The following is a 13727-nucleotide window of genomic DNA, read 5'->3' on the forward strand; positions in this document are numbered from 1 at the left end:
ATAATGAATAAGACGATGCTTGCAAGTGCCCTGTTATGTGGTTCAGCTCTAGCGATGACAGGTTGCCAAACCGTCAAAGGTCAAATGCAAACGGGCAATCCACTTAACCAACCTGCGTTAAAATCTACGATCAATGCAGTCGCTGGTAATAAAAATGAAGTGGGTCAAGTATTCCTACGCCCAGTAGATGGCGGTGTCCAAGTTTATGGTAAGCTCATGAACCTGCAGCCTGGTAAAACTGTGGCATTGCACATTCATGAAACGGGTAGCTGCGGCGATATGGGTAAAGCGGCTGGTGGTCACTTTAATCCAGATAAAAAACCGCATTCTCATCCTGATGATATGAATGGTCATGCGGGCGACTTGCCGAACTTAACCGCCGATGCGAATGGCGTTGCTACTATCAACTATGTGAATAAGAAAATCTCTGCCGCTGATGCAGGTAAATACAGTGTTAACCGTCTAGCCTTTATCGTCCATAGCGGTGCTGATGATTATAAGAGCCAGCCTGCTGGTAACGCAGGCGATCGCGTTGCTTGCGGTATCATCGAAAAGAACTGATAGCCCAAAAGTTAATAGCAAAAAACCTCTTAGATTATCTAAGAGGTTTTTTATGGTTTAAAGATAAGGTGATTAAAGAGGTTTACTCTTCTACCCACTCGCCATTACGCCAGTACACGCCCCAACGGGTGGCTTTGCCGTTTTTCTCAGAGCCAATATACTGCTCTTTTTTCTTCCGTGACCAACGTAGAATGGTTGGATTGCCATCTGGATCCTCATCTGGACCTGCAAACAGATACTGGAATTTATCTTCCATTTTATCTTTGATTTCGCGTAACTCAGCCAGCTTTGGTGGACGGGTTTCGCGTACTTTTGGGAATTTAGACGCAGCTAAGAACATCCCAGCCGCCCCTTCACGCAAGATAAAGTAATCATCATGTTTGGTCGATTTTAGCTCCGGCAGATGGATAGGCTCCATACGCGGCGGTGCCGCTTCACCAGTTTTAAGCACTTTACGCGTGTTATCACATTTCTGACAAGCAAAGTATGGCCCAAAACGTCCGGTTTTTAGTTCCATCTGTCCATCGCATTTATCACAGTCGATGGTTGGCGCATCTGAACCCGGTACTTCAAACTTACCTTCTTCTAGGATATAGCCGTCGCAATCAGGATTATTACCACAGATGTGCAGCTTTAGACCACCATCGACGATATAGCCATTCATCGCCGTTCCGCATTTCGGACAGCGTTTTTTCTCCATCAAATCTTTAACTTCGGCTGCTTCATCATCGCTGTCGCCATCATCAAGATTGGCAAACGCTTCGACTGGCATCAAGTTCTTGGTACCTTTGCAGCGCTCTTTTGGCGGTAAATTATAGCCAGTACAGCCTAAGAATACACCCGTTGAGCCGGTACGTAGTTGCATCGGACGATCGCAAATATCGCAATGGACGTCTGGCACATCGGTTGGATCATTCGGACGCATACCATCTTTTTCTTTGGCACGATCTAGAGTCTTTTTAAAGTCGCCATAAAAGTTATCGAGGACATCTTTCCAGTCGGTATCACCTTCAGCAACATGGTCAAGCTTGTCTTCTAGCGCAGCGGTAAAGGTATAATCCATCAAATCTGGGAAACTGGCGGTCAATCTGTCGGTGACGATATCGCCCATTTTTTCAGCAAATAAACGTTTGTTTTCAAGCTTCACGTAACCGCGATCTTGAATGGTTGAGATGATAGACGCATAAGTCGAAGGTCGACCGATGCCTTTTTTCTCAAGCTCTTTGACAAGGCTTGCCTCTGTGTAACGCGGTGGCGGCTTGGTAAAGTGTTGACTCGGATCGAGCTTATCGAGCGTTAACTTATCACCTTGTTTGACATCAGGTAATAAAGTATCGTCAGTCTTCGCTGGTGGCATGACTTTAGTAAAGCCATCAAACACTAGGGTGCGACCGCGTGCTTTTAGCTCGACATCGCCGGCAGCGACAAATAGATTCACGGATAAGTATTTCGCAGGCGTCATCTGACAAGCGACAAACTGACGCCAAATCAGCTCATATAGACGAATGGCATCACGCTCAACGCCTTTTAACTGCGTCGATTTCATATTGACGTTAGACGGACGAATCGCCTCATGCGCCTCTTGTGCGCCTTGCTTATTGCCATAGAAGTTTGGCTTTTCTGGCACGTATTTGTTGCCATAACTGTCTTCGATATAGCCACGTACGGCGGCTAATGCATCACCAGACAAGAAAGTCGAATCGGTACGCATATAAGTAATATGACCAGCTTCGTATAAACGCTGCGCCAAAATCATGGTTTTCTTAACTGAAAAGCCCAAGCGCGTACTGGCAGCTTGCTGCAATGTCGAGGTGATAAACGGCGCACTCGGACGCGACTGCGTTGGCTTCTCTTCGCGCTCTTTCACGATAAAGTCGTTTGAATTAAGAACTTCTAGGACTTTATCGGTCTGCTCTTTATTAACAAGCTTTAGCGTTTTGCCGTCTTGCTTGGTTGCCTCTAGACGAATCGCAATGTGCTCAGCGTCTGCCGCTTTCTTGGCTTTACTATCAGCAACATGAGTATCGGCGTGAATCTGCCAGTATTCTTCTGGAATAAAGGCGCGAATCTCATGCTCACGCTCGACGACCAAACGCATGGCGACCGACTGCACGCGACCAGCTGACAGACCGCGAGCGACTTTTTGCCAAAGTAGCGGCGATACCATAAAACCAACGACGCGGTCTAAAAAGCGCCGCGCTTGCTGCGCGTTCACGCGGTCAATATCGAGCTTTGAGGGCTGTTTAAAGGCATTTTGAATGGCGGATTTGGTAATCTCATTAAAGACCACGCGCTCATATTTACTGTCTGCGCCGCCGATGACTTCTTTGAGATGCCAAGCAATCGCTTCCCCTTCTCTATCCATATCCGTCGCCAGATAGATTTTGTCAGCGTCTTTGGCTAAGGCTTTAAGCTCTTTAATAACCTTGGTTTTATTGGGCAATACCTCATAGACAGCCGCCCAGTCATGTTCTGGGTCGACGCCCATGCGCCGTACCAATGCCTGCTGGGTTTTTTCTTCTTTGCTCAGGCTATCATCTTTTTTACTCGCGGCTGGCTTTTTCGCGCTTTTGCTCGCGCCCACTGGCAAATCACGGACATGACCGATACTTGAGCGCACGATAAAGTCGTCGCCTAAGTATTTGTTAATGGTTTTTGCCTTGGCGGGTGATTCAACAATCACCAAAGACTTGCCTTTGGGTTGGTCTTTTGCCGTGGCTGGGCTTTTTTTGGTTGCGGTTTTTGCCATAAGTGACGACACCATAATAAGTAAATTAAAATAAGGATAAACTCGGCAGCTGGCAATTTATAATAGTTAGTTATAATGGCTCAGCGAATTATTGTAGTAATGGCGGCCGATAAAAACGGTTATAAAACAAACAATAACCATAACGCATAGATACAGTTATAAAGACGTTACACTGCAAAGCGTTAAGCTGTCAACTTAAAATGACTGAGAGTTTGCCAAAAGGACTTGCATATTGCCTCTTTATGGAGACGAAAAAATTTTTTACTAGCACCGTGCGTTTTTTATGCCGACTTTTGCATCTGTAATGCCCATTTCTCAAGGTTCTCTTTCATGATTAATAAGTCGCTTTCAATCGTTTGCTGCTGATAAGCAGGATTGGTCGCCGGACGCACATAAGCAATATCTTCCCAATAAATAACAATGCTATTCGACTTCACCAATAACGCTTTCACAAATGGCTCGATGCTGGCTGGCAGCGCTAAAGGTTCTTTATCCAAGCTAAAATTGGCTTGTACGGGTAAGCTTTTATTGTCGCTGCTATTGTTATCACTACTGCTGGCGTTACTTGCCGGACGCCATTGTCCATCTAACACCTGATAGCGAGTTAATGGCAGCTTGACATTATCGAGCACCAAACCATATTGCCCAATCATGCCGCGACCATACTCATTGTCACGGCCTTTTACCCAATCAGGGCAAGTAACTAACTTGGGATTGAGCTGCAAACGGCGCGCCGTCATACGCAGCTTATCCAAACGCTGGTCGATACCGCTAGGTTTGAGCGCCATCATACTCCCTAATACAAATAGTACAATGGCGATCGCAATCCACATTCCCATAACAGTCTGACCTTTTAACAAAATTAATGGTGTGCTAGTGATTAAAACGTGCTGAATAATCTATCAGCGTGGCTCTTTATATAACAGCTTAAATATAAACGGCGACTATCTAGTCGCTTATAATGAGCGTAAACCTTTAAAAAACAAACGCTCGTAAATACTATCTTCTATAAAGGGCTAGTTGCTAGGCACACCTGACATTTACCAACGCCTTGCTATTTATAGTGGCATATCAAATACTTAGTACATAAAACCACTGATTCGATAACAAGATGCAAAAAGTTGGTCGCCTAAAAAGGTGCTATGATAAACCATAATTTTAAACGCGCGCAGGTTTATTATGAATTATCTTATTAAACAAAACTCATCGACTGCTGCATCAGTAAATAAAATTGTCACCAAACTTATGGGTAAATCTGGGCTGACCATCTCGCTAGTAGGCGTAGCTTTACTGACTTTATCGGGCTGCGCGACCACCCAAAGTCTGACGCCCGAGCAATGCCAAAATAGCAATTGGCAAGAAGTCGGCTATGTCGATGGACTTCTCGGGCGCTCGGGGGCTTACTTTGGCAATTATACCAATCAATGCGCAAGTGTCGTTGGCGCAACGCCAAACCGCGTATTGTGGGAGCAAGGTCGCCAGCAAGGTCTAAAAAACTACTGTACCGAGCTCAATGCTTATAAACTTGGCCGCGAAGGTTATGATTGGCAGCCTGTCTGTCCACTCGAAGGCATCGAAAAACTTGAGGAAGCCTACGCACAAGGACGCTACTATTATATGCGTCAGCGCGACCTTGATTATCTGCGCTCGCCGTATCCATTCGGTTATGGACCTGGACGCTTTGGCTATGGTTATCGCCCGTTTGGTTATGCTTGGTAATTACTATGATTAATGCCCGCTATATAGTCAAAATATCCTGAAAACGCGACGGTATTGCTGATATCAATTTTTTGTAGCCTCTGTCTGCGTAGGCATAGCAAACAAGAAAAATTGATATCAGCAGCGCGTGATGTATCGATATTACTTTTCACTCACTATATGACCCACCGAATGCCATACAATCTACTAAATTGAAGGGTTGCTAAAAAAAGATAACCTCGCAAGGTTGCCCAAGCGAGGCGGGAGAGAAAGTTTATTATTTTAATTATTCTTGTTATTGTCGTGGTTATTTTCTTATTACTAAGCTTACTTATTTATCTTGCTAGCTTATTGTTTTAAAAACTATTTTTACTGCTCAACTGTATTAATCAGTCGTTTAAACCTTACTCGTTAACAAAAGCCACCTTCGTTAATCCTGCTTGACTGGCTGCCGCTAATACTTGCGCCACGGTATCATACCTACTTTCTTTATCGGCACGCAGCTGGATAGAAGGATCCTTGCCATTCGCCGACTGTTCTTGCAGACGCACTTCTAATGCTTCTATACTGATAGGCTTGTCATCCCAAAACAAACCTGCATCTTTATCGATGCTAATTTGAATCGCCTCGGGCGGTGTTTCATTGACCTCGGCACTGGTTTTCGGTAAATCCAATGGCACCGTTGGATTCAGTACGGTCGCTGTCAATAAAAAGATAATCATCAATACCAGCATGATATCGATAAGCGGAATAAGATTCATCTCATTCATGCTTTGACTGTCATCGTCACCCAATTGAAATGCCATAATTGTTCTCAATACCGTTAATTGTCGTCTTTGCTGCTCGTGCTTTTTTGGCTTATTATCTCTACTGAACCATCACTACAACTGCGATGGTGCGGATTTATGATAATGCTCAGCTTGTTTATCTGCATTTGACTGCTTCGTTAACTGCGTTACTTGATTAGTAGTATCACGTTGGACTGCTGGCTTTTGAATTGGCGCTTGTTGCACTGCAGCAAGCTCGCTAGATTGTGCCAATAAATCATGCGCTCTATCATTGGCGTGATACATGACGCGGCGATTGATACGTATCGCAAGGTTATAAAACACCACCGCCGGAATCGCAACAGCAATCCCTAAACCAGTCATAATAAGAGCCTCACCGACAGGTCCTGCGACTTGTCCTAATCCTGCCTGACCACTGACACCGATATTATGCAGCGCATGGAAAATACCCCAGACCGTGCCAAACAGACCGATAAACGGCGCGATTGCTGCTGTCGTACCAAGTATCGGCAAACCGCGCTCACTGGCAAAACGATAGCGACCGATGTGCTTGAGTAACGTCTGCTCAATCACCAAACGTCGAGACGCGGCATCGCTTTCAACCAAACTGACCTGCTTACTATGAATCTGCGCACTCAAATCATCGGCGACGCTAGCTGCCAGTTTGCGACTTTGCAATATGCGAATGATACCCGTCACCCAAGAGGCAATAGATAAAACAAGAAGCAAAAAGAATAAGGTTCTGGTCACCATATCGCTATATTGCCAGTAGGTTGTAAAGTCCATATCAGACTCCTTAATGTGGGATGTCGTTACTTGTCATTTTATGATTGTTAGCAGTACGAGTTTTGATATCTATTTTCGTACCTCGTTGCTATATTTCGCTGTGTTTCACTATATTTTGTATGTGTCGGTTGTTTTATATCTGCTTGTATAAATGCGCTTTTCTACACCCAGTCTTTTATATTTAAGGAACCGCATAGGCAATTGGCAGGGTGACATTACCGACCACTGGCGCGCCGTTTTTGGTAAAGGGCTTGAATTTACCTGAACGCACTTGGCGCTGTGCTTCTTTATCTAACAGCGGATTTCCTGACGATTGGGCCACACGTACGCTATCGATACCACCTTGTTTATTGACTCTTAATACCAACACCACGTTGAGCGTATCTCCCGAACGGGCGCGGCGAGCGGCGCGGTCTGGGAAGCTAAAGTTTGGCGCCGATGCCCAGTTCGCAGCACTGGCGGTAAAATTGACAGGCTCATTACTTGCCGCAGCCGCAGCTTTGGCTGCAGCCTCTGCTTTTGCTCGAGCAGCGGCTTCTGCTTCTCTTTCAGCCTTTGCCTGCGCTGCTTTTTGCGCCGCCTCTCTAGCGGCATTGGCGTCTGCCTGCGCTTGAGCGTCACGAGCCGCTTGCGCCTGCGCTTCTTGCAGCGCTTTTGCTTGCGCTTGTCTTTCCGCTTGTTGCGCTGCCTTTTCTGCCTGCGCAGCTATTATACGGCGCTGTTCGTCAGCGACTGACTTATCAATAACTGGTGGCTTGTCTTCTATTTTTTTCTTTACAGGTAGTTCTTTTATAGGCGGCGTCTGTACAGGTTTTTCTTTCTGAACGATTGGTTCTTCTTCTCTTACTACTGGATCTACTGGCGTAACCGCTTTCATTTTTTGTTGCGTTTTTGGTTCAGGCTTGGGTTCGGGTTTAGGCGTTGGTATAGATTCAGCTTTACTTTGCGGCACTTCCTCTACCTCAGTAACCACGTTTTCGATGGGTTGAGTAGGTAATGTGACCATTTGGATTTCAAGCGGCGGCGTCTCTTTAATGGGCTCATCTTTAAGCATAGGCGCTTTGATGATCACCAAAGCGATTGCGGTAAGCAGGTGTAGCCCGACCACTAAAATAATAGCGATAAGTATCAATCTAAGTGGTGGCGCCTCTAAATCCGTTGAACTCATAACACCCTAACATTTAACCGTTATAGAATAGCGTAGATAATAATGCAAACGATAACTATTATCAATAGTAAATTATTAATCTCTCCATTTTTTTACTGCCTATCTTAAGCAAAGTTCTTGAGCAAAGTTGTTTAAAACTAAAAATTTAATGAATGAAAAGTCAGTTAATAAAAACCATTATCGTTAATATTGATAATAAGTCTCAATTACTTTATCATGGCAATTGTTTTTATAGTAAAAATAGCAAATGATCGTAAAACTTTAATTATAAAGCCGCTATTTTTTATCATTATTCTGCTGTTTTTTTAGCATTCTTATAACAATACCAACCAAACCTTTGATATACCGAGTTATTTATGACTACTACTTTATGTTCTAATCGTACCGCAAGCCTCCTTGTTAAACGTCCATTATTGACCGCCATGATGACCGCGTTCATTGCTAGTGTTGGCTTAGCAGGTTGTAGTTCGCCTGATTCAAGTGATAATGAGATAACAGAAACCAAAGCTGAAAACCAAACGGCTGATGCGGCCTCGAATGTGGCTGAAAATGACAACGTTTCTGTTGCGACCATCGCAGTTGATACGGTAAAAGGTAAAGTCGATTTGGCCATGAATCCATCACCATTGGTCGTTTATGATATGACCTTGATGCAAGATTTGGCGGCGCTTGACGTAGCGGTTGACGGTATGCCAAGTGGGCTACATTTAGATAACTTACAGTCAAAAGTACATCCTGATCCTAAAGAAGTCGGCACGGTATTTGAGCCTGATCTTGAAGCGTTGAACGCCATGCAGCCGCAAGCAATTTTGATCGGCTCGCGTATGGCAGAAAAATACAATGAGCTATCGAGTATCGCACCCACGCTGGATATGAGCATTGATACGGCAAATATCTATGAGTCAAGCAAGCAGCGCTTACACGATTTGGGTGCGTTATTTGGCAAAAGCGATCAAGCAGTGAAATTGCAAGGCAATATTGACACGCTGATTGACGAGACCAAAGCCTTAACCAAAGAAAATAAAGGCAAAGGCTTGGTGGTTATGGTCAATGGCAATAAGCTGTCAGCCTATGGTGATAAGTCGCGTTATGGTTTTATTCACAGCGTATTAGATATTCCAATGGCAGATGATAAAATCACTGATGCGCGTCACGGTCAGCCTATCTCATTTGAATACATACAAAAGACCAATCCAGATTGGTTGTTCGTCGTCGATCGTAGCGCTGCAATCGGTGAAGATGGTGCGGGTGCCAAAGCCGTATTGGACAACCCACTGGTGGCGCAAACCACTGCGTGGGATAAAGCCCAGGTAGTGTATCTAAGCCCAGACTCTTACTTAGCCTTTGGTGGTTATTATCAGTGGCTACAGGATTTAACGACGATTAAAAACGCCTTTACTAAGGCAAAATAAATTTTGACGCTACACAAAATACAAGTAGCAGCTGTTGCTTATGACAGTTGCTATCCATAAAATTTTTCACACTCTATTCGTAAGCCAGTAGCCGTTATGCCATTATTTTCACCTCGTGCTCAAGTCAGCGTTAAAACCAGCTCTACTCTGCCAGCTGCGCCATCAAGCTGGCAGCCGAGTGCAAGTAGTGGCAGCCGCTACGCCCGTGATAAACAGCGCCGCGCTGCGATACCGCCGTGGTTAATAAACACAGCCAGCCTCATTATTATGGGGCTTTTGGTGTTGTTAAGCTTATCCATTGGTGTAGCAGATTTTTCGTGGTCAGGTATTTTGCAAAGCCTTATCAGTCAAAGCGCCAACTCTGATAGTTCATTAATGTTAGTGAGCCGTATTCCGCGCACCGTTGCCATTATTTTGACGGGTATCGCGATGGCGGTGGCTGGGATGATTATTCAAGTGGTGCTGAAAAACCGCTTCGTGGAACCCTCGATGGTTGGGGCAACCCAAAGCGCCGCATTGGGATTACTGGTAGTCAGTTTATTGTTCCCAGCCAGCGCGCTACTGGTCAAAATGGGTGTCGCAACTATTGCGGCAGTCGCGGGCATGATGCTCTTTATGCTGCTGATACATCGCGTTCCGCCGACGGATTTTTTGATGATTCCACTGATCGGTATTGTCTTTGGTGGCATTATCGAGGCGATAACCACTTTTATCGCCTACCAAACGGAATCACTACAGATGCTCAGCGTTTGGCAATTTGGCGACTTCTCTTCGGTATTAGCTGGACGTTACGAATTGCTTTGGTTGACGGGCGCACTATGCGTGCTGGCTTATATTATCGCCGATAAACTGACCATCGTCGGTTTAGGCGATAATATCGCGCTAAACTTGGGGATTAGTAAACGACAAGTGACGTGGCTTGGTGTTGGCATGGTGGCGATGATGAGCGCTGTCGTCGTCGTAACCGTTGGTATGATTCCCTTTATCGGTTTGGTCGTACCCAATATCGTTAGCCGCATTATGGGCGATAAATTACGTCGCAGCTTGCCCGCAGTCGCGCTCTTGGGCGCATCAGCCGTGCTACTTTGTGATATTATCGGGCGCTCCATTCGTTATCCTTTTGAAGTGCCTGTGGCGACAGTTTTTGGTGTGGTCGGCACGGTGATATTTTTATGGTTGTTATTACGTGCGCCTGCTGAGCAATAAGCCCTAGCGCAATCTTGTCGCTGCCTGATTGTTAACACTTTTCTTAATTTATTCGTCCTGTTGTCTGATTAGATAAGCTTGGCGTTGTTACTATTGAAGGTAGCATAGTAGGATTTATTCATGTTCTCATCGTCTAAGCATAACTTTATAAACGACAATTCTACCAAGACTGGCTCGGCAAAAAAGAGCGCTCTAGCAAATGCTACTTTAGACAATGACAGCCTTGAAGATACTTGTCGTCAAAACCTTTTAGCAAAACTTTGGACCTTTATCGCTGGTCATCCAAAATCCATTGCCGCGATTATTTTACTTATCTCGATGACGCTGTTTTTGACACTTAACGTCAACGGCTATTGGGACTTTGCCCTGCCATTACGGGGTAAAAAATTACTGGCGCTAATGGTCGTCGGTTATGCCATCGGCGTATCAACCCTGCTCTTTCAAACCTTGACCCACAATCCTATTTTGACACCCTCCTTATTGGGCTTTGACTCACTGTATGTGTTATTACAAAGCTTATTGGTGTTCTTTTTAGGCGCCATTAGTTTTACCAGCATCAACCCCATTACCAAATTTACCCTTGAAATCGTCCTCATGTTTGGCGCGTCGTTATTGTTGTTTCGACTGTTGTTTTCAAAAAGCAGTCAGGATTTAACGCGGCTGATACTGGTAGGCGTTATCTTTGGCGTGTTGTTTCGCAGCTTATCAGCGCTAGTTGCACGGCTCATTAACCCCGATGACTTCGTGGTAGTCCAATCGGCCAGTTACGCGCAGTTTAATACGGTCAATCCGCAGCTTTTGGGCATTAGCTTTGTTATTTGCGTCATCAGTGCGCTATTTATCTGGCGCTGGCGCTATCAATGCGATGTCTTGATGCTGGGCAAACCACAAGCAATTAACCTTGGTATCAACTATCAACGCCTCGCCTTTGGGCTATTAACGGTCATTGCGGTATTAGTCGCTACGGCAACCGCCTTGGTCGGTCCGGTAACTTTTTTTGGCTTACTGGTCTGCGCCTTGACCAATCGTATCGCGCGCCATATGTATCACAGTGAGCGTCTGATATTGGTCAGCTTGGTGGCGATGATTTGCTTGGTCCTCGGTCAAACTATATTTGAGCAAGTACTCGGCATGGCGGGTGTATTGTCAGTAGTGATTGAATTGGCAGGCGGCTTGGTATTTTTATTACTCATATTTATGACCTATCGCCGCTAATGATGACTTTTTAAAACGCAACGGTTAAATTTTTCTAAAAACAAGAACTGCTATGATTAAAATAAATAATGTTTCCCACCATATTGGCAGACAGCAAATCCTGCATGACATTAGCCTGTCTTTACCGCCCTCGCAAGTGATTGCCTTAATAGGACCAAATGGTGCGGGTAAATCGACGCTGTTTTCGGTGATGGCGCGCTTGCAACCGCTACAATCAGGGCAGGTCAGTTTCGTTATAGGGAATGAGGAGCATGACATTGTCAGCTGTCATGCACGAACGCTGTCTAAGACCGTAGCCATGCTTGGGCAAGACAACCAAGTACAAGGTCGGTTGCGTGTGCATGAGCTGCTGATGTTTGGGCGCTATCCTTATCATCAAGGACAACCAACGGCTGATGATCAGCAAAAAGTGCAGGAAATTATCGAACGCTTTGAGCTTGAGCCGTTAGCCGAGCGCTTTTTATCGACGCTCTCTGGCGGTCAGCGTCAACGCGTGCTGATTGCGATGATTGTCTGCCAAGATACACCGTACCTACTCCTTGATGAACCGCTCAACAATCTAGATATGTACCATGCTGGCCGTCTGATGCGTGAGCTGCGCGAATTGAGTCATACTGAGCAAAAAACCGTGGTGATTGTCTTGCACGACATCAATCAAGCGGCGCAATTTGCCGATACGGTAGTGACGATGAAAGAGGGTCGCGTACTGGCAACCGGTGCGCCTGTTGATGTACTCACGCATGAAACCATGAAAGAGCTATACAAAGTCGATGTGACTGTCCTTAACCATCAAGGCCGACCCGTGATTGTCGATACGGTTTAAGTACGGGGTGTTTTATAACTGTTTTTTAATAGCTAGTTTTCCGTAATGGTTTGAAAATTTATTTTTAATGGTCAATTTTTGCTTTAATCGGCTTTGACGAGCTTTGACCCATAAATACACACCGGTAGCGGACAAAACTGCCACGGCCAACCCTATCATTGCTAAAAATATTTGATACAGTAAATGAGCGTTACCCTGTCCAATATGTCCCATATGTAAGGTTGAGCACCATTGGTCGATTTTATTACCAAATGCGCTTTGATAACCGAAATTAACCTTTTCAACTTTGCCAGTCGCCGCAGACACTGTGATAGACGAGGCACCACCGTGAGTGCCGACATCTTTGTCGGTTTTAAAACGCATTTGCCATTGCCCCTCCTCTGTAAGCCTGCGGATACCCAATGTCTGCTGTACGGTTACGCCATTTTTTTGCGCAGCAATATGCGCTTGCTCAGTTAAATACGCAATACTATTCGCTTTATTAACAAAGGTATTACTACCCGTTTCAGTGCTCATTGGTGCAACGGCTGACATAGCCTGCTCGCTCGATTTATCTGTTGTCTTTGACTTGCCTTTTTCTTCTCTTTTACCCTCTCTACCTTCAAACCCAACCACTGCTTGCATCACGGGTTGATACACCGATTTTAAATTAAAACCGACACTCGACCACGCAATGACAAATAGCATCAGCCACAACCATAAACCAAAAGCGTGATGCAAATCATAATTGAGCTTAAAGGTATTAGTTTTGCGGCGGATTTTCCACGCCGGTAGCCAGCGCTTAATAAAAGACGCACGTTTTTTAGGCGTAGTTTTAGGTACAGTTTTCTGCAATGCTTTTTTACCGTTAATAGCTCTAGGAAAGGTCAAGTAAAAGCCAATAAAGCAGTTAATCGTCCAAATAAGGGCAATCAAACCTAGCAGCAGCTTACCAAAATTACCGAGCAATAAATCACGGTGCAGCCAAAACACCTTCCACATAGTATTGCGCCACGCCCATTCATCTTTATCACGCGTCCCTAATATATCGCCATTATAAGGATTTATATAAACCTCTTGAAACGGCGCTTTGGGCTGATTTTTAGCGCTTTGACCTCGGACTCTATCGACTGAAAATACCGCAGATTTATCCGCTTTTAATGACGTTGGCATACTAGAAAAATTGTACTCTGGATAGGCGGCGACCACCTTATCGTGCAGGGTTGCAAACAGTTAAATAAAATATATACAAACCTACCTATTTATTACTATAATAGATAGATTATACTATAATATAGAGAGCAAGTTATGGGGAAACTGGTTAGTATTGGGGAGGCTGCCA

General features: G+C 44.9%; 12 protein-coding genes. 6 read left to right on the forward strand and 6 right to left on the reverse strand.

The genetic code is table 11. The features are described 5' to 3' along the window. The first annotated feature begins 3 nt into the window (after window positions 1-3). Window positions 4-561, forward strand: coding sequence for a superoxide dismutase family protein (locus JFC07_RS09360; RefSeq protein ID WP_068407176.1), 558 nt, complete (start codon window positions 4-6; stop codon window positions 559-561). An 82-nt stretch (window positions 562-643) separates the two neighbouring features. Here the strand turns inward: JFC07_RS09360 and topA are convergent, their stop codons facing one another. Both topA and JFC07_RS09370 read right to left on the reverse strand, forming a co-directional pair. Then, the gene (gene topA / locus JFC07_RS09365) at window positions 644-3310 is read right to left on the reverse strand and encodes a type I DNA topoisomerase (protein WP_068407179.1); all 2667 of its coding nucleotides are present in this window, start codon (window positions 3308-3310) and stop codon (window positions 644-646) included. Between the two features lie 281 nt (window positions 3311-3591). Then, window positions 3592-4149 carry a hypothetical protein gene (locus JFC07_RS09370; RefSeq protein ID WP_193032204.1) on the reverse strand — a complete coding sequence of 186 codons (558 nt, stop codon included), beginning with the start codon at window positions 4147-4149 and terminating at the stop codon, window positions 3592-3594. 340 nt (window positions 4150-4489) lie between these two features. Between JFC07_RS09370 and JFC07_RS09375 the strand changes: the two genes are divergently transcribed. Beyond that, window positions 4490-5029, forward strand: coding sequence for a DUF2799 domain-containing protein (locus JFC07_RS09375; protein WP_068407184.1), 540 nt, complete (start codon window positions 4490-4492; stop codon window positions 5027-5029). A gap of 383 nt (window positions 5030-5412) precedes the next feature. Here the strand turns inward: JFC07_RS09375 and JFC07_RS09380 are convergent, their stop codons facing one another. The 3 genes from JFC07_RS09380 to JFC07_RS09390 all read right to left on the reverse strand — a co-directional run bounded on the left by JFC07_RS09380 (window position 5413) and on the right by JFC07_RS09390 (window position 7750). After that, on the reverse strand, window positions 5413-5814 hold the full coding sequence (locus tag JFC07_RS09380) for an ExbD/TolR family protein (protein ID WP_068407187.1): 402 nt from the start codon (window positions 5812-5814) through the stop codon (window positions 5413-5415). Between the two features lie 75 nt (window positions 5815-5889). Next, window positions 5890-6582 (reverse strand): MotA/TolQ/ExbB proton channel family protein, encoded by a 693-nt coding sequence (locus tag JFC07_RS09385; RefSeq protein ID WP_068407190.1) that lies wholly within the window; start codon window positions 6580-6582, stop codon window positions 5890-5892. Window positions 6583-6763: 181 nt separating this feature from the next. Then, complete coding sequence (locus JFC07_RS09390; RefSeq protein WP_068407193.1) at window positions 6764-7750, reverse strand: energy transducer TonB; 987 nt, start codon at window positions 7748-7750, stop codon at window positions 6764-6766. 356 nt (window positions 7751-8106) lie between these two features. On the opposite strand from JFC07_RS09390, the gene JFC07_RS09395 reads away from it, so the two are divergent. The 4 genes from JFC07_RS09395 to JFC07_RS09410 all read left to right on the forward strand — a co-directional run bounded on the left by JFC07_RS09395 (window position 8107) and on the right by JFC07_RS09410 (window position 12406). After that, a complete protein-coding gene (locus JFC07_RS09395; protein WP_068407196.1) occupies window positions 8107-9162 on the forward strand; it encodes a siderophore ABC transporter substrate-binding protein in 1056 nt (351 codons plus the stop codon). Window positions 9163-9258: 96 nt separating this feature from the next. Beyond that, on the forward strand, window positions 9259-10368 hold the full coding sequence (locus JFC07_RS09400; protein WP_082894361.1) for an ABC transporter permease: 1110 nt from the start codon (window positions 9259-9261) through the stop codon (window positions 10366-10368). 120 nt (window positions 10369-10488) lie between these two features. Further along, on the forward strand, window positions 10489-11583 hold the full coding sequence (locus JFC07_RS09405; RefSeq protein WP_191690455.1) for an iron chelate uptake ABC transporter family permease subunit: 1095 nt from the start codon (window positions 10489-10491) through the stop codon (window positions 11581-11583). 52 nt (window positions 11584-11635) lie between these two features. After that, complete coding sequence (locus JFC07_RS09410) at window positions 11636-12406, forward strand: iron ABC transporter ATP-binding protein (RefSeq protein ID WP_191690451.1); 771 nt, start codon at window positions 11636-11638, stop codon at window positions 12404-12406. A 12-nt stretch (window positions 12407-12418) separates the two neighbouring features. On the opposite strand, the gene JFC07_RS09415 is transcribed toward JFC07_RS09410, so the two are convergent. Beyond that, entirely contained in the window at window positions 12419-13594 is a 1176-nt protein-coding gene (locus JFC07_RS09415) for a PepSY-associated TM helix domain-containing protein (RefSeq protein ID WP_320159304.1), read from the reverse strand. Window positions 13595-13727 lie beyond the last annotated feature (133 nt).

Source organism: Psychrobacter faecalis, from assembly GCF_016107575.1.
Classification (GTDB): domain Bacteria; phylum Pseudomonadota; class Gammaproteobacteria; order Pseudomonadales; family Moraxellaceae; genus Psychrobacter; species Psychrobacter faecalis.

Bases quoted from the DNA above. Each gene is read 5' to 3' on its own strand.
- JFC07_RS09385 (WP_068407190.1), bottom strand. From the start codon at position 6,582: ATGGACTTTACAACCTACTGGCAATATAGCGATATGGTGACCAGAACC.
- JFC07_RS09400 (WP_082894361.1), top strand. From the start codon at position 9,259: ATGCCATTATTTTCACCTCGTGCTCAAGTCAGCGTTAAAACCAGCTCT.
- JFC07_RS09395 (WP_068407196.1), top strand. From the start codon at position 8,107: ATGACTACTACTTTATGTTCTAATCGTACCGCAAGCCTCCTTGTTAAA.
- JFC07_RS09370 (WP_193032204.1), bottom strand. From the start codon at position 4,149: ATGGGAATGTGGATTGCGATCGCCATTGTACTATTTGTATTAGGGAGT.
- JFC07_RS09390 (WP_068407193.1), bottom strand. From the start codon at position 7,750: ATGAGTTCAACGGATTTAGAGGCGCCACCACTTAGATTGATACTTATC.
- JFC07_RS09410 (WP_191690451.1), top strand. From the start codon at position 11,636: ATGATTAAAATAAATAATGTTTCCCACCATATTGGCAGACAGCAAATC.
- topA (WP_068407179.1), bottom strand. From the start codon at position 3,310: ATGGCAAAAACCGCAACCAAAAAAAGCCCAGCCACGGCAAAAGACCAA.
- JFC07_RS09380 (WP_068407187.1), bottom strand. From the start codon at position 5,814: ATGGCATTTCAATTGGGTGACGATGACAGTCAAAGCATGAATGAGATG.
- JFC07_RS09375 (WP_068407184.1), top strand. From the start codon at position 4,490: ATGAATTATCTTATTAAACAAAACTCATCGACTGCTGCATCAGTAAAT.
- JFC07_RS09360 (WP_068407176.1), top strand. From the start codon at position 4: ATGAATAAGACGATGCTTGCAAGTGCCCTGTTATGTGGTTCAGCTCTA.
- JFC07_RS09405 (WP_191690455.1), top strand. From the start codon at position 10,489: ATGTTCTCATCGTCTAAGCATAACTTTATAAACGACAATTCTACCAAG.